The following is a 16,417-nucleotide window of genomic DNA, read 5'->3' on the forward strand; positions in this document are numbered from 1 at the left end:
GAACAAACTTTTTTATTCCGGTTTCAGGCGCCCGATAAACGCGTTTTTACCAAGCAAAAATCCGATTGCCTTTTCAATATTTTTACGTCGGCTTTCATCTGTCTTCAAGAAAGAAATGTAACGGATAATCTCTTTTCTTTTGGATGGTGCCAAACGGTCAAAGACTGCTTTTGCCACTTCATTTTCATTCAATGCCCGCTCAAGTTCGGGATGTGGCGCTAAACCTCGTTCAGTGGGATCAAAAATAACAGACACTTTCAATAGTTCACCGATCCGCTTAGGGGAGTTTGCCAACATCTGGGTATTGATATACAATCGCCACTCGCCCTTATACCGTAATAAGGTCTGTTTATAAGCTTTACCATTTACCTTCCCGCAAATAGGGATATATCCCTTATCCACTCCAGCTTCGGCAAAGAGATTACGTAAAATTTCATCGGGCACAAAAACAAAAGGGTTGATTCCTATTATCTCCAATTTGGCTTTAAAGGCAAACATATATATCGACATGTATGGTTTATCCAAAAATTAAGTTGTAGATAGAATCGCTTCTATCAGTTTAAGCTCTTCCTGACTAAAACTTAAATTTTCGAGCGACTTTAACGAATCCGTCAATTGCGCACTGTTTCTCGCTCCGACCAAAACCGATGTCAGGCGTTGATCCTTCAATAACCAGGCAATTGCCATCTGTGCCAATGATTGTCCACGTTGCGCAGCAAGTCCATTCAAAGCAGACAGTTTTGTAACAAGCTCGGATGTAATGGCGGTACTCTTTAAAAAATGCTCTTTTGAGGCCCGAGAATCTGTTGGAATACTACCCTGTAGGTATTTATTGGTCAGTAGGCCTTGGGCCAAAGGGGAGAAAGCGATAATCCCTATCCCCTCTTCATCCAGCACGTTCAACAGCCCTTCTTCCGGGGTACGCACCAACATGGAATACTTTGGTTGGTGGATCAAACAAGGACAATTCAGATCACGTAATATAGCTGCCGCTTCCGTTACCAAATCCGCGGGATAGTTCGATAAGCCTACATAAAGTGCTTTTCCCTGTCGTACAACATCACTTAACGCGCACATGGTTTCTTCCAACGGTGTATTGGGATCATTCCTATGATGATAAAAAATATCAATATAGTCCAACTTTAAACGTTTTAAGCTCTGATGTAGACTCGCTATCACATATTTACGGCTCCCCCAATCGCCATAGGGTCCTTCCCACATCGTATACCCCGCTTTGGTCGATACCAAGAGTTCATCCCGGTATCCGGCAAAATCCGTGGTCAATATCGCTCCAAAATTTTGCTCCGCACTGCCGGGAGGCGGTCCATAATTATTCGCAAGATCAAAATGTGTGATACCGTTGTCAAAAGCCGTACGTAGGGTCTGCCTAAACACTTCTTTCTGATCAATATCACCAAAATTCTGCCATAGTCCAAGGGAAATAGCCGGAAGTTGAATACCACTCTTCCCACATCGCCTGTAGGGCATTATATTATATCGGTTTGGATTGAATGTCACGTTGTCAAGTTTATATATGCAAAATACAAAACTATTTTGAAGAGTCTGAGCAATAACTGTCAATGCGCTAGAAATATTTCGACATGCAACAATTGAATTAAAATTTATACCATTCCACACAACAGATCTATGCTGGTATCACAAATATTTTTATATTTTTGATTATCGTCCATTAATAGCACAGCGTTAAGTAACAATGTCCCATGATCAGTAGATTCTTTAGAAAATTCTATTTACATATTGTGATATGGGTTATTCTGCTCTTACTGCCTTTTATTACCTATCTCTATCAGCCTGACAAAATCGCTGATTTTAAAATCTATTCGGCACTATCCCATCTTGCCAATATCATCTTTCTGGCGAGCAATTTTTATCTACATTGTTACCTTGTCGCGCCGAGGTATTTCTTTGGTCGTAGAAAGATTTTTGCCCTATTTATCGCACTGGGCTTTGTAGCCTACGTCATGCTCAATTATGCAATCGTCTATTTCAACCCCAATGGAGAATTAGCTCATTTTAAAAAGGAGAATATACTTTTTGTTCGTCTTGTTGTCGGTCCTGGAATTATCTATTCGCTTTGCATGATCACCTCGTCCATGATCTTTCTTTATAATGAACAGGCGAGACAAAAGGAACTTAATAAACAAATCGCATTAGAAAAGACTACAGCAGAACTGACTATTTTAAAACTCCAGATCAGTCCACATTTTTTATTTAACACCCTCAACAATATTCGTTGGCTGATCCGCAAACAATCCCCCGATTCCGAGGGTACAATAGTCAAACTGTCCGAAATGCTGCGTTATATACTCTATGAAGTCGATGGACCGAAGGTCGAACTTTTCAAAGAAATTGACCATATGCGCAATTTCATTGCTTTACAGACATTAAGGCTTCCCATTCCGGGGGAAGTTGACCTGAAAATAGAAAGTACCCTCAAGAACAGAATGATCCCTCCTTTATTGTTTATTCATTTTGTAGAAAATGCATTCAAATATGGCGTGGATAGTAAAAATATCCCCAACATACAATTTCAATTCATAGACATTCCGGGCGGACTCGTATTTAAATCTACGAACAAAATATTGCAATATACCGAGCATCGGTCAAATGAAGGCATCGGGTTAACAAATGTGAAACGAAGACTACAGTTGCTTTATCCCAATCGCCACGATCTATCCATCAAAAGAACAGCGGATGGATACTTTGAAGTTGCACTCAGACTAATGACAGATGAAGATTAAATGTATACTAATTGATGACGAACCATTCGCGCTTAATTTGCTGGAGGATGACCTATTGAGTTTTGACCAAATTGAAATTCTACAGAAATTCCATGCCCCTGTCGATGTTGCTGAATACCTAAAAAATCAGGCCGTGGACCTCATTTTTCTGGACATCCAGATGCCCGAACAATTAGGAACAGAGTTTGTCCGGAACCTTGAAGATCCACCCCTATTTATATTTACAACTGCTTATCATCAATATGCTGTTGAGGGATTTGAATTAAATGCAGTAGACTACCTTTTGAAGCCTATTTCAAAAGAACGACTTATGACGGCTATCCGCAAAGTCGAGGATATCATGACACTACGCAACAAACAGGTTGTCGAAAAAGACCATATTATCGTGCATGTGGAGTATAAAAAAACAAAGATTTATCTCAACGAAATCAGCTACATCGAAGGTTTAAAAGATTACGTAAAAATCTATTTGGTTGACCGGCAGACCCCGCTGCTAACCCGAAGTAATTTACGTGGTATGGAGAAGCTATTACCAGCAAGCGATTTCCTACGCATACACAATTCTTTTATTGTTAACAAAGCTAGAATCGAACATTACACACCAGCAAAAATCACATTACCTGAAATCGCTTTACCCATTGGCAAAAAATATGTCAAAAATATGGCGCAGTTCCATATGAAAGCTGCATCGAATCAAGATAACATCATCCGATAACGACCATTCGTCTACACATTTGGTTCGTCGGTCTACAGATGATTGCATAGTATAAAAATCATTTTCAAATTTGCTTGGGGTCAATTTGTCCAACACCGGCTATTGATCCGTATAGCAAAGAAAAAATGAAAAAAATTATAGCAGCACTCCTATTGGCAACCGCTGTTGCCCCATTACATGCCCAAACGGCTCCAAGTGGCCGTCCAAGTAGTTTCTCCGTCGCTGAAGGCAAACTCTCCGGTCAACTGACCGACCTTCAGGGCAAGCCAATCGCACAGGCTTCTGTCAATCTGCTGCGGGTGATCCATGATCAGTCCACGGGCAAAGAGCGGGAGATCTTGTTCAAAAGCACGAGCTCACTCGACAATGGGAAATTTAATTTTACCGCGCTCTCCACTAAAGATAAATGGAAATTAAAAATAAGCTCAGTAGGTTATACCGCTAAAGACATTACTGTCGAATATGGATCCGATGGCAAAGTATTGGATAAAGACCTCGGTACGATCACTTTGGAGAATGATAATCGAAAGCTGGAAGAGGTAACCGTTACCGGCCGTAAAGCTTTATTGGAAATGGATATCGACAAAAAAGTATACAATGTAGAAAAGAATATTGTAGCAGCAGGCGGTACCGCTATTGATGTCATGCGCAATATGCCTTCTGTACAAGTCGATATTGACGGGAATGTCAAACTCCGGAATGCAGCGCCGACTATTTTTGTAGATGGCAAACCGACAACACTAACGCCAGACCAAATACCTGCTGATGTAATCGAAAAGATCGAAATCATCACCAATCCTTCTGCCAAATACGATGCTTCGGGAAGTATGGCCGGAATTTTAAATATTATCCTGAAAAAGAATAAAAAAACAGGTTATAACGGTATGCTTACTCTTGGGGCAGATCGTTTCGGCGGAACCAATTTTATGGGAAGTCTCAATTTGCGTCAGAACAAATTCAACATATCCCTCACAGGAATGAATATGCGTATGCGGACAAATACCGAAGGCGATAGCTACCGGGAAAGCACAATTGATGACATTAATTCTACCGTTAAACAAGATATCGAGGGTAAAACAAAGGGTATGATCACCTTTGGGAGGCTCGGATTAGATTATGACCTTAGTCCCCGCACGACGGTATCTGTTGCCGGAATCTTTGTCGAAGGTAAATTTCGCCCCAATGAAAATACAATGATAACAACGGAATCGCAAGGCAATAGCAATAGAATTTCCGAATCTGAACGTAGTTTCAAACCAAGGGGCTTACAGGCAGGCCTAGTTCAGAAATTCAAAACTGAGGGTGAGGAATTGACTGCGGATTTCAATTATTTCGGTGGAACAAACAAATCTAATGGCACTTACACCACCAATTATTTAGCTGATAACGGGGGAATCATTGGTTCACAGATCCAAAAAAACGATGGCTCTGGAGATAACAAATTCATGACCGTACAGGCAGATTATGTCAAACCATTCAAAAATGGGATGAAACTTGAGACGGGGGTTCGCGCGCAGATCAACAAGCTCAAAAATCTGAATAACAACAGTCTCAAAGCCCGCGGTGAAGATGAGTATAAAGACATCAGCGCTGCGTCAGCCAATTACGACAACAAGAATACAGTCTATGCGGCTTATGCTTCACTTGGTGGCAACCTCAAAGATTGGGTATCTTATAAAGTCGGTATGCGTGTAGAAAATTCCACCTATGACGGTGAATTAATCAACACAAACCAAAAATTCCACAACAGTTATCCGGTCAGTCTCTTTCCTTCACTATTCCTGAGCAAGAAATTGACAAAGAAAGATCAGCTACAGATGAGTGTCACCCGTCGTGTCAATCGTCCTAACTTTTTTCAGTTAATTCCATTTGTTGATTATACAGACAGCTTAAATATCACGCGTGGTAATCCGGACCTCGTTCCGGAGTTTACTACTTCTGGTGAATTGTCTTATAGCCGGACACACGGTAAAGGCACCTTCCTGGCTTCGGTTTACTACAAAAAAACCACGAACCTGATCACCCGTTTCCTGACTCAGGAACTCAATCCCATTACCGATAAAATGGATTTCATCAATACCTATATTAATGCAAATTCCAGCAAAAACTATGGGGCGGAGTTTACCTATACCAATAATTTAAAAAAATGGTGGGACCTTACAGCTGACCTCAATTTCTACAATTCAAAAATTGAAATAGATGACAACACACCATCGGAAGGTATGTGGACCGTATTTGGAAAATTAAATAATACATTCAACCTGAAAAAGAATTGGAACCTTCAGCTCGCCTTTGAATATCAAGGGAAAACAAATATGCCGGTCACACAAAATCAAACCTTTGGTCCGCCAATGAATCAGGCTCAAAGTTCCTCTCAGGGATACATTAAACCGTTTTATGGAATTGATTTTGCCATCAAGAAGAGTTTCTTGAAAAACCAGGCTGCTTCCGTGACATTGGCTGTAAACGATATTTTTAGGACCCGCGGCAATACCATAGTCTCGTCAGGTGATGGTTTCTACCAAAACTATTATCGACTCTCCAATCCGCAGCTTGTCAAATTGAATCTATCCTATCGTTTTGGCAAAATGGACATGAATATGTTCAAGAAAAATAAAAACCAAAATTCGATGGAAGGGATACAGATGCAATAGATACGCACATTTAGATGATCTATTACAGCAGAAAGAGACCAAGTGGATGGTCTCTTTCTGCTGTAATTCTTTTTATATTATCTTTATTTATTAAACCACCTGACATTTATTAAACCACCTGACTCGGGATATTGTATTTCTTTATAATCGGTACAATTTCCCATAAATCATCTATGATATAATCCGGATTGGCTGACTTTAGCTGATCAGCGTGGTGAGCTCCTGTCGTAATACCAATACTTAAAGCACAACCAGCATTCTGACCTTCCTGAATATCAATAATTGAATCCCCTATTTTCACAACAGTTGTGGGATCTGAAATTGAAAAATTGGCTCTTGCAAGATCAATCATATCTGGATAAGGTCTATTTTTAGGTACATCGGATGCCGTAATCAATGCATCAATATCCCGTCCGACAACCCAGTTAAGCTTTTTCAGAAGAGATTCTGCTGTTTTTCGGTCATACCCCGTATTCAACACCCTAAGTATATCCATGTCCTTCAAAACCGCAAAAAGTTCATTGGCGTTTGAATTCGGATAAATATCTTCCACCTCATAAGCTTTCTCAAGTGCTTGTAAAAATGATTGGAATATCTTCTCGGCCAGCTCCTCGTCTTCCACGTTCACACATTTTTTTAAGACGGTCTTAATGGCCTGTAATTTTTCTTTCCCCGCTCCATGCTCCAATACCTCCGTCAGTGGAAGTTCATAACCACCGATTTCATTAATCGCATGGCGAAGTGTCTTATAAACTATATTATTCTCATTTACGGTAGTACCTGCCATGTCAAATACCACCATCTTGATCGCTTCTCTCATCTATTTACTATTAAATGTTTAGCAAAAATAAAAAATTGTTAAACAAAACTAAACTTTTAAATGTTAACTTATTGCTATATTTAAGTTAAGAAGACGCAAGTTAACACAGTACAAAATAATAAGTCCAGCAAATCAAAAATACCTGAAATGGGATCCGAAACCACAGATATCCGGTACCTTTCCCATCATACGTTGCCGTTTCATAATTTAAGTGCCTTATACTGGCGAATATATTTGTCGGTAGTATAAGGATAAAAAAGACAATCAACAGTATACCCGTGAGACGGCTTAGGGAGGGTACAAATAAACCGAAAGCGGCCATGACTTCCAATAATCCGGTCAAATAGATCATTTCTTTTTTCAATGGAATAAAATCAGGAAGCATCAGCATCATACCTTTTGTGTAGATTAGGTGTCCCAGTGAGGTGAAGAATAAGGTTGCAGCTAAAGCGATCTTCCCTGCCAGATGGTAATCCATATAGCCTCTGTATTGTCGTATAACCAAGTTGCCAATGATAAAGACAATAAGTAAAACAAAAAGTGGTTTCATAATCTTTTTTTATTCAAAGCTATAGGCCTTTCTGTTCCCTATCAATGAACAATTGTTAAGAAATTTCCTTCCGGATCCTACTCAGTGACTGAGGTCTGATTCCGATATATGATGCGAGATATTTTAAAGGAATATTTTTAATCAGCTCAGGCTGTTCTCGCATCAGATTGAGATACCTTGTCTTGGCTGAATCTTCAAGAAGGGTGAATTCGCGTTTCATTTTCTTCAAAAATATATCTTCGATTGCCTTACGACCGATAAAATTTCCCACCTGTGTCGTTTTATACACGGTATTCAAATCAGCATAAGATATCCGCCACAAGACACAATCTGTAATCGCTTCAAGATTATAGGACGATGGTGCCTGGGTAAGAAATGAATCATAGGCGCTCACAAAAGAGTTTTCAAATGCAAAACCAAATGTAAAATCATAATCTAATTTTGGAATATTGAACCGAATAATACCTCTTTCAATAAAAGACAGGTATCGCTCTGTTTTACCTATTTCCAGAATCAGTGATCTTTTCGGAAAAACTGCTTTGGTAAGCATCGACGAAAAAATATCCCAGTCCTCCGTCTCCATCGTAATGAGCGAATCGAAATACGCTTTGATTTTATCCATGCTATCCATACTTCAAAACAAGATAAGAACTTCTGGTCAAACATAAAAAACGTAAACTTATTAATTATTTAAGCACTTAATTTCATGGATAAATATTAAATTAATCACTATAAACTTTCATAATGACTTCTATGCCAGACAGCAGTATCAAAATATGGTCCCCATCAAAGAAATTCATCTTCCGATTTTCATTTATTTTCATTTTTTCATTCCTATTTGTATTCAATAATGGCGCCTTTCCGATTTTCGGGTACATCAGCAAACCGCTAACCGACCTTATGCATTGGCTTACTCCCTGGTTTGCGAAAACCATTTTACGGTATCATTACGATTATACGATTTTTATCAATGGCAGTGGAGACACTTCCTATGGCTGGATATCATTACTTCTCCTCCTCATAATTGCTTCGGCAGGTACAATTATCTGGTCTCTGTTTGATGCAAAGCGACCAAACTATGAAACTTTATATTATTGGCTGACCACAGCAATACGTTACTATATTGCACTCATGTTGATAAACTATGGAGTATTCAAAGTAATGCATTTGCAGATGCGACCGCCCTCGCTGGTACAGCTCATGCAGCCCTTGGGCGAATACACTCCAATGGGATTGGCCTGGACATTTATCGGTTTTTCTAAAGGCTACAATATCCTCATTGGCATAGCAGAAATATTGTCGGGACTGCTTCTATTCAGAAAAATGGTTGTATTGGGAGCTTTGGTCACCATTGTTACCAGCATCAACATCATGTCCATCAATTATTTTTACGATGTCCCTGTCAAGATGGTTTCGACCGCACTATTTTTACTTTCACTGTTTTTGTTGCTTCCTTTCGTTCAGACACTGTTTTCCATCTTTATAAAAGGACGACCAGCACAGTTGACCACGATTCAACAACCAAGATTCAATAAAGCCTGGAAGAGAAAAGGACTTGTCATCGTCAAAATACTATTACTTACCGTCTTTGGCGTACAACAGGTAATTGGAATTTTTAAAACCCTGGAGCAGATGAATGCCTACTATAAAAAATCACCGCTCTACGGAATCTACCATTTTGAAAAAAATGATGAGAATATCAAAACCATCCCAAAAGAATGGCGACAGATTATTTTTCAGCATGACAACGATCATGCTTTTGTCCGTGATATAGACTACAATCCACAGACCTTACCGATCTCAATTGATTCCCAAAAACATAAACTCACATTGAACAGTTATCAATACGATTATGCAATCGATCAAAATGGAAATATCTTATTAACGAAGACTGTTGAAAACAGTATGGAAAAAATTAAGCTTATCAAACAGGATCCCAAACAATTGGAATTAAAAAAACATTCTTTTCATTGGATACAGGAATATCCAAACAGCCGATAGACAGCTCTTCAATCGGAAGGCTTTTGTACGAAAATTATCAATATTGTCAACTTTGATCAAAACGCAAACGTTTGTTCAAATTGGCAGTCCGGGCAATAGGGAGGCTCAACGCGAATGCCCCATCCGCCCCGGTAATAAAAACAGTTAAATTATGTATATTGCTTTAACAATTTAATAAACTAGTCAAATACAATTCGTATACATTTTTTTTAATACAGCATGGATACAGCAAGTGATTTTTATCAGCCAATAGCTCTTGCCCAAGATTGGGTCGACGCCTGGAACCAACACCTTTATCTGACCAGAAGAGCTGGTTATGTCACAATTCGTAAGGCAATTTAAACAAATTCAGTTTAAGATTGCAAGAAAAAAGCGACAAACCATCCCTAGTGCATTCAATTACTCTTTTCCTCGCGAACAAGAAAATCATAGGAATACCAAAACTTCAAAAGTGAAAAATCATCAAGACTCCGAAGTGAATAGCTTATGGGAAAATCAAATGAATTACTTTGCTTTTCAAACTCTTTTTTAAATTCCTTTACCAATTTTACTATTCCTTCTAGACCGTTTCCACGTTTGATAAAGCTTTCTTTTTTGCCCCCGCGTAAATAAATCAACAGATCCGAAGCGTTTAGGATCGTTTCCTCTTTTTCAGTCAATGGTTGACCGCTCAGCAATTTATCGAGTGCGTTTTTAAAATCAATTCGCGGAAAATCACTCTCCCCCATCATAATCACATGAGTACCGTAATTCACAACATTCATATAATAGGGATTAAACCCATCCTGCATTAGCTGAACGACATCCTTACTTCGAAAGGCAGACGAAAATTCATTGAGTTGCGCCATTAATGAAAACGAGATATTTTCACTACGCATCAAACAGCTATATGCTCTTTTAATTGTGGTTGAATCATGGTGTTCCACAAGCTTTAAGACACTGTCTACGTCAGGACTATTATTGAGATGATAGCGAATCGACTCATAATCAAAGAAATCTGTCACAGAAAACCCCGACATAGCGGGTTCTGAACTTTTATTTTTTCGGGCATAAGAACGAATACCTTCGAACGTAGGTACGATCTTCACACTTGGAATAACAGGAGTGGTGGGCACTAATGTGATTTTAAACGGCTTATAATGACTGCGCAAGGGAGTTAATCCAACGGTAGGCATGGTATCTTTCAGTCCCCACACCGTTCCCAAATAAAAATTTTTGTCTACGGTTTGGTCCACATAGAGCTGGTTTACCGAAAAACCAACAGAACGACTAATAAATTGATTTTTGTTTGCAAATGTACTACCATCGATCTCCATGGAATCATGATCAACTTCCTCCTTGTCACAACTTGACAATAAAAACAAACCGAGCAACAGTACAAAAAAATATTTCATGATTCAAAAATTACCCGTTCTCCAAAAGTCAAAATATTTCCGTACTAACAGCGGCAAGGCTAAAGGCTTTTGGTTCTCTATCAAAGATATAGAAAAATACTGTTCTAACCTATATAAAAATCAGAATAACAAATGAATAAAAAAAACATCTCCACAAGCACGGGGACAGCATCTTGTGCCACCATCAGAAGATAGAAGTAATCATCAAAGTCGAAAATTCTTAAAAAGCGAAAGCCGCTGAAACGGGGAATTCCGAACGGCTTTCTTCTAACCTAATGAAAAACAGCTATACCGTTGCCAGTAACGTGTTGATCTCCTATTTCAAATATATCAAGTCTATTTCGCCTGTATACCATCTATTTACAATCCGTCTTCGTGATTTACGATTCGTAAATACCCTATGTCTGCAGATGATCGCTGATATTTGACAACCATTAAGGGAAGTTGACCAAAAACTGGCTTATCGGCCATTTGCATCGCTCCAGCAGCAAGCCAGATAAAAATGATTTTTTTATTTTAAATCAGTCTAAATAATCGGAAATAATTGTATGTTTGCGCCGACAAATAATTTAGACTAATTCAATATTAACAATGAAAGGATCTTTTCTGGGGCTTATCTTAAGTTTAGGATTGGTGGGGGCCATGCATCTGGATGTTTCGGCTCAAAGTAAAGGGCTACATGGACGTGTAAAAACGAAAAACGGCGTACCAATTGAGTCAGCAACAGTAACCATTATGGGACTAGGTAAATCAACTTCGACTTCTTCTGATGGCAGTTTTCAATTTTCCAATCTTCCGGATGGAACATATACCCTTCGGATCAAAAGTATAGGAAATGCGATTACAGAACAGAAAGTGACGGTTAAAGACGGTAAGGCTTCAACAGTTAATATCGCGATGAATATTTCTGAGTCCCAGTTGGAGCAGGTTGAGGTACTTGGATACAACTCCCATAACAACCAAACAGTCCATGTTGGAAAAGCTGGCATTATTGATAAAGACTTACCACAAAGTGTACAGATCATCAATGAACAGGTTATTGCCGACCAACAGGTGAATCGGTTAAGTGATGCACTCAAAAATGCAAATGGTGTTGCCTTAGGTGCCAACCGAGGTGGCGTCAATGAAAATTTCTACGCTAGGGGTTATAGTTTAGGCGCGAACAATATTTTTAAGAATGGAATCAGAACAAATAATAGTGCATCTATAGAAGCCTCAACCTTGGAATCCATAGAAATCTTAAAAGGTAGTGCAGCGCTATTATATGGCGGTGTAAGCGGCGGAGCAGTTATCAATATGGTCACTAAAAAACCTAAATTCAACTATGGCGGAGAGGTTAGTTTCCGAACTGGGAGCTATGATTTCTACAAGCCGACTGTTGATGTCTATGGACCATTATCCAATACCGTAGCATTTCGACTGATAGGAACTTATGAAAACGCAAAAAGTTTTCGTGATGTCGTCGAAAATAAACGGACCTACGTAAACCCTTCATTACTCATAAAAGCTTCGGAAAAGACCGAGATTGAAATAAACGGAGATTACATGAAGGCAAACAATACGCCTGATTTTGGTATCGGCACCATTGATGGTAAAATCGATCAATCTATTGGAAGAAAGAGATTTCTTAATACAGTTTGGGCTTTTAATAATACCGAGCAGGCTAATTTCCAAACCGCGTTAAATCACAAATTTAATGACAATTGGAAGCTAAATATCGCATTGGGTGCCCAATCCTACAATAGAGATTACTTCGGTGCAGAACGAGTGCAGATTCAAGCAAACGGCGACTTAAACATTGCTTTGAATAAAACGAGATCTAAAGAAATCACCATGAATCAGCAGGTAAATTTGACCGGTAAATTTTATACTGCCGGAATTAAACATACCATATTGGTCGGTGCTGATGCTGATCAATCCGATGTTAAGAACTTTGCTTTTACAATTTCCGATAAAGGAAATGTAATCGGTGTAGATGGAAAGACAAAAGTCTATGACCTCATAAACATCTATCAACCGGGAGGAGAACGTACGGATATCCCAGATGCATTCTTCAAGAATTCCACGAGAACAGATATTTACCGTTCAGGTGTATTTGTGCAAGATTTAATTGAACTATCGGAAAAATTCAAGGTTTTAGCAGGAGTAAGATACACCTATCAAAAAACTCCGGAGTCTAGGATCATAGATAACCAGGGAAACCATACGTTGACTGAAAATAAACCTGCAGGTCCAAAAATTGATAAAGCATGGTCTCCTAAATTTGGTCTTATTTACCAACCGATTTCTAGTTCAAGCATATTTGTGACTTATGCAAGCAACTTCGAGGCTAACTCTGGATACGATCGTGAATATCGTTCATTAGGACCTTCCATCATCGATCAATATGAATTCGGTGTAAAAAATGAGTTTATGAATGGCCGTTTGACAGCGAATGCTTCCGTATATCGAATTAAAAATAATAGATTCGCCCAAGCGATTATTTCAGAAGATGGCACGATCAAGGATGCGCTGATGAAAGAATTCACCGGAGAAACAGCATCGGACGGTGTTGAGCTGGATTTACGTGGACAGCTTACAGAAGGGTTAAATATTATTGCCGGTTATAGTTATAATTTTAGAAGATATACAAAGACTAGTGAGATGGGGAACGCCGAGGAAGAAAGACAGGTCGGGTCTACACCTCACACCGCAAATGGAACCATATTTTATACCTTGCAAAATGGCAGCTTGAAGGGACTCAAACTAGGATTCTCTTCGTTCTATACCGGAAGACGTAATGCCGGATGGAACAATACGAAAGCAAATATCCGGGATGGTGTAAATCGTCTGATTTCTGTCAGTCCATTTACAACTATTGACTTTTCTGCTGGATACGGCTATAAAAACTGGAGTATTCTTGGAAAACTGTCTAATATTACCAATGCATTTAATTATTACATCCACGAAAATTATAGTGTGAATCCAATTCCACCGCGCGGTTTTATGGCAACGTTGTCGTATAAATTTGAAAAAAGATAGATGAGACTATTTTTTTAGATCTAGAAGAGGACGCTTTTGCACAAAAAAGCGTCCTTTTTTTCTATTTTCTGAATTCAAACAATAGAACTTTATGCTTCATTTTTATTTCTTTTTAAAAGATTGGTTGACAATAAAGCAGTAATGGATGTCGCAGTCAACGCAGAAATTCCAATATTTAGCGTACTGACCAAAAAGTGATCGGAAAGTAAATACATAATACCATAATAAGTAATGGCGTAAGTAACCAAATAAGTGATAAATGCTTTAATAATTTCCATAATATTGACACATGGGATACAGCTACAACAATTTTTGATGCAAATATAAAGAGTTACTTTCCCCCCATTTCCGCCCGCTTACGATTCGTCTTAGATGATTTATGATTCGTCATTTTTAACGATAATAACGGCATAAAAATTCTAACCTCTTGCGTAAATATGATGTACTCCTTCTCTTCCCCAACGTTGTGCGAGAATACCAAGACTGGAAAATTACTGGCTAGCGTGTTAGCTTTTTTGATTCAGACCATATCAATTGTGTTCCACCTTCTTCTTTAATATTTTCAAACGGTCCCGGTAACGGATTGGATTGTTTTCTTGGCTCTCCTAAATAATCACGATCAATCCGAAGTGCTGATCCATTATGATTTTCAAATGGTAATCGGGAAATTATTGTTGGTAACAATGATGTAGAGGTTACCAAGTTTCTCTTTTGTTTAAACCATTTTTTTGAAAACGGAAATTCCAGATAAACTTCTCCATTCATTTCCATTATCTTAACGTCAGCTACTCCACTGGTGTCAATAAATAAATTCTTTTCCACTGCGCCGTGCAGTACATAGGATTTCATTTGCTGCTCGGCATTGGCATGAATTTCGCCCATCCGTTGATTGATCTTATTGGTCGAAACCCCGATACTGCCCTTTAAATAAATATTTCCATCTAACAATACGGGAAGGTAAGCCTTGTTATAATCGCTGATATCCGCCCCTTTCGCAAAAATATTATTGATGAACTGTACGTCGCCACCGGGGTTGTCTTTTAACGCAACAAGCTCTGTTGAGTGCGGTTTAAGATAGGGGGTCAATCGGCTATCGTAGGCAACCACTTCGATTTTTCCAGCAAAAAGATTATGCACAAATGCGGCTCCCTGCGCATTCATTAACAGATTTTTTGTAGAAAGCATGATGTTATTGGCCAATATCGCAGGTCCGTGCGTCACCTCCAAAAATACATCAAGATCATTGTGATCAAAGAGGTTGTTCGTGATCTGTGCTCCTTGAGCCATCCAATCCAACCAAAGTCCCATATTTGTCCGGAAAATGCGATTATTTCTGATGCTCACATCTACGGCTCCGTGGAATTTTATCCCAGCCATTTCCGCCCCTGTAAACAGCCGTTCAATATGAATATCATGGATCGTGTTATGTTCAACTGTACTAAATGAACAGCCCATGCTCCCGACAATACCAGCCTGCTCACAATAGGCAATCTTATTGTTACCTACATAGTGACTACCGATACTATCCTTGTTCCATCCAAAAGTGAGCGCTCTTTTGATTGTGCCGACATAGCCTTCGGCAGACTCTGTATCTTTATTATCGTGGTTATCGCCATATTTGCCCAATGCAATTCCCACACATTTCGAATACTGTATGGTATTATTTACAATACGCCAACCCTTGCTCCAGTGTGTCCCTAAAAGCCCCTCTTGCTCCGCTGTTGGCGGGGCCCAGTTGGTGGCGGCCTGCTCCAGTACAAATCCATCCACAGTAATGAAATTAACAAATGGTTGATCCGGATAAAATACCCGGGGGCGCACATTGATTTCTATCTGATTTTGATTGGGGTCAGTATGTGGAAACCGAGCCCATATAGAGGTTTTTTCTTGGTCTACCGAGGCCCACCAGCCCCCTTTCGATGAGTGATCGTCCATGAGCTTTTGCTTGGATTCAGCTTCCATTAACCAATGCCCGTTGAGATAGACTGCACCACGATGGTACTTCCGTTCTTTTGGCGTAGGCCAAAACCAGTCCCCACGGATCTCTTCTTGATAAGGATTGAATGCCGCAAAGAAAGAATTCGGCAATTCTACCTGCCAGACGTCGTTTTCCAATAACTTCCAGCCTTTTATTTCTTCCGATCCCCTGATGACCACTTTTTCGCCCTTTGCCGCGCGATAAGTAATTCGTTTTGCCTCTGACAGCCCTCCACGCGGCGGAACAATAATTTCACGATATACCCCCGCATGTACGGTGATGGTGTCGCCCGGCATAGCCAGCTTAGCTGCCGCCATTATCGTTCGGAGAGGGTTTTCTTTCGTACCAACCGCCCCATCTTTACCTACAAGGGCAACATGGTATTCATTAAATTTGGATTTTTTTTGCGCATGCAAAGAACCAAAACCTAATAAGAAGCTACATACAATCAACAATTTTACATTCATAAGCATCCAATTATTTCATTACCTTATGTTTAGAATAAACCGAGCATAGGCTTTC

At 39.4% G+C, this 16,417-nt stretch carries 14 protein-coding genes; 6 read left to right on the top strand and 8 right to left on the bottom strand.

Going from position 1 to position 16,417, the window contains the following annotated elements; genetic code table 11:
* Positions 1–12 precede the first annotated feature (12 nt).
* Both DCO56_RS04065 and DCO56_RS04070 read right to left on the bottom strand, forming a co-directional pair.
* Complete coding sequence (locus DCO56_RS04065; protein ID WP_245935771.1) at positions 13–510, bottom strand: YdeI/OmpD-associated family protein; 498 nt, start codon at positions 508–510, stop codon at positions 13–15.
* Positions 511–528: 18 nt separating this feature from the next.
* The gene (locus DCO56_RS04070) at positions 529–1,518 is read right to left on the bottom strand and encodes an aldo/keto reductase (RefSeq protein ID WP_425444055.1); all 990 of its coding nucleotides are present in this window, start codon (positions 1,516–1,518) and stop codon (positions 529–531) included.
* Between the two features lie 203 nt (positions 1,519–1,721).
* Here DCO56_RS04070 and DCO56_RS04075 point away from each other — a divergent pair, with 203 nt between their 5' ends.
* From DCO56_RS04075 to DCO56_RS04085, 3 genes are all read left to right on the top strand, one after another.
* On the top strand, positions 1,722–2,762 hold the full coding sequence (locus tag DCO56_RS04075; RefSeq protein WP_108632438.1) for a sensor histidine kinase: 1,041 nt from the start codon (positions 1,722–1,724) through the stop codon (positions 2,760–2,762).
* Positions 2,752–3,477: a LytR/AlgR family response regulator transcription factor gene (locus tag DCO56_RS04080; RefSeq protein WP_108632439.1), complete on the top strand. Its 726-nt coding sequence runs from the start codon at positions 2,752–2,754 to the stop codon at positions 3,475–3,477. The genes DCO56_RS04075 and DCO56_RS04080 overlap by 11 nt, the downstream gene beginning before the upstream one ends.
* 125 nt (positions 3,478–3,602) lie before the next feature.
* On the top strand, positions 3,603–6,131 hold the full coding sequence (locus DCO56_RS04085) for an outer membrane beta-barrel family protein (RefSeq protein WP_108632440.1): 2,529 nt from the start codon (positions 3,603–3,605) through the stop codon (positions 6,129–6,131).
* A gap of 109 nt (positions 6,132–6,240) precedes the next feature.
* Here the strand turns inward: DCO56_RS04085 and DCO56_RS04090 are convergent, their stop codons facing one another.
* The 3 genes from DCO56_RS04090 to DCO56_RS04100 form a co-directional block, all read right to left on the bottom strand.
* Positions 6,241–6,951 carry an HAD-IA family hydrolase gene (locus DCO56_RS04090; RefSeq protein ID WP_108632441.1) on the bottom strand — a complete coding sequence of 237 codons (711 nt, stop codon included), beginning with the start codon at positions 6,949–6,951 and terminating at the stop codon, positions 6,241–6,243.
* Between the two features lie 100 nt (positions 6,952–7,051).
* Positions 7,052–7,501, bottom strand: coding sequence for a DoxX family protein (locus DCO56_RS04095; RefSeq protein WP_108632442.1), 450 nt, complete (start codon positions 7,499–7,501; stop codon positions 7,052–7,054).
* A gap of 55 nt (positions 7,502–7,556) precedes the next feature.
* Entirely contained in the window at positions 7,557–8,123 is a 567-nt protein-coding gene (locus tag DCO56_RS04100) for a Crp/Fnr family transcriptional regulator (protein ID WP_108632936.1), read from the bottom strand.
* Between the two features lie 122 nt (positions 8,124–8,245).
* On the opposite strand from DCO56_RS04100, the gene DCO56_RS04105 reads away from it, so the two are divergent.
* Positions 8,246–9,502 carry a DoxX family protein gene (locus DCO56_RS04105; RefSeq protein WP_146190973.1) on the top strand — a complete coding sequence of 419 codons (1,257 nt, stop codon included), beginning with the start codon at positions 8,246–8,248 and terminating at the stop codon, positions 9,500–9,502.
* Positions 9,503–9,721: 219 nt separating this feature from the next.
* Complete coding sequence (locus DCO56_RS29840; protein WP_277603203.1) at positions 9,722–9,844, top strand: hypothetical protein; 123 nt, start codon at positions 9,722–9,724, stop codon at positions 9,842–9,844.
* A 53-nt stretch (positions 9,845–9,897) separates the two neighbouring features.
* On the opposite strand, the gene DCO56_RS04110 is transcribed toward DCO56_RS29840, so the two are convergent.
* The gene (locus DCO56_RS04110) at positions 9,898–10,896 is read right to left on the bottom strand and encodes a hypothetical protein (RefSeq protein ID WP_108632444.1); all 999 of its coding nucleotides are present in this window, start codon (positions 10,894–10,896) and stop codon (positions 9,898–9,900) included.
* A 591-nt stretch (positions 10,897–11,487) separates the two neighbouring features.
* Between DCO56_RS04110 and DCO56_RS04115 the strand changes: the two genes are divergently transcribed.
* The gene (locus DCO56_RS04115) at positions 11,488–13,917 is read left to right on the top strand and encodes a TonB-dependent receptor (protein ID WP_241254957.1); all 2,430 of its coding nucleotides are present in this window, start codon (positions 11,488–11,490) and stop codon (positions 13,915–13,917) included.
* A gap of 89 nt (positions 13,918–14,006) precedes the next feature.
* Here DCO56_RS04115 and DCO56_RS04120 read toward each other — a convergent pair whose 3' ends face one another.
* Positions 14,007–14,195, bottom strand: a complete 189-nt coding sequence (locus DCO56_RS04120; protein WP_108632445.1) for a hypothetical protein — start codon at positions 14,193–14,195, stop codon at positions 14,007–14,009.
* Between the two features lie 220 nt (positions 14,196–14,415).
* Positions 14,416–16,362, bottom strand: coding sequence for a right-handed parallel beta-helix repeat-containing protein (locus tag DCO56_RS04125; RefSeq protein ID WP_181390443.1), 1,947 nt, complete (start codon positions 16,360–16,362; stop codon positions 14,416–14,418).
* Positions 16,363–16,417 lie beyond the last annotated feature (55 nt).

The sequence above is a fragment of the Sphingobacterium athyrii genome, assembly GCF_003071065.1.
Taxonomy (GTDB): Bacteria; Bacteroidota; Bacteroidia; order Sphingobacteriales; family Sphingobacteriaceae; genus Sphingobacterium; species Sphingobacterium athyrii.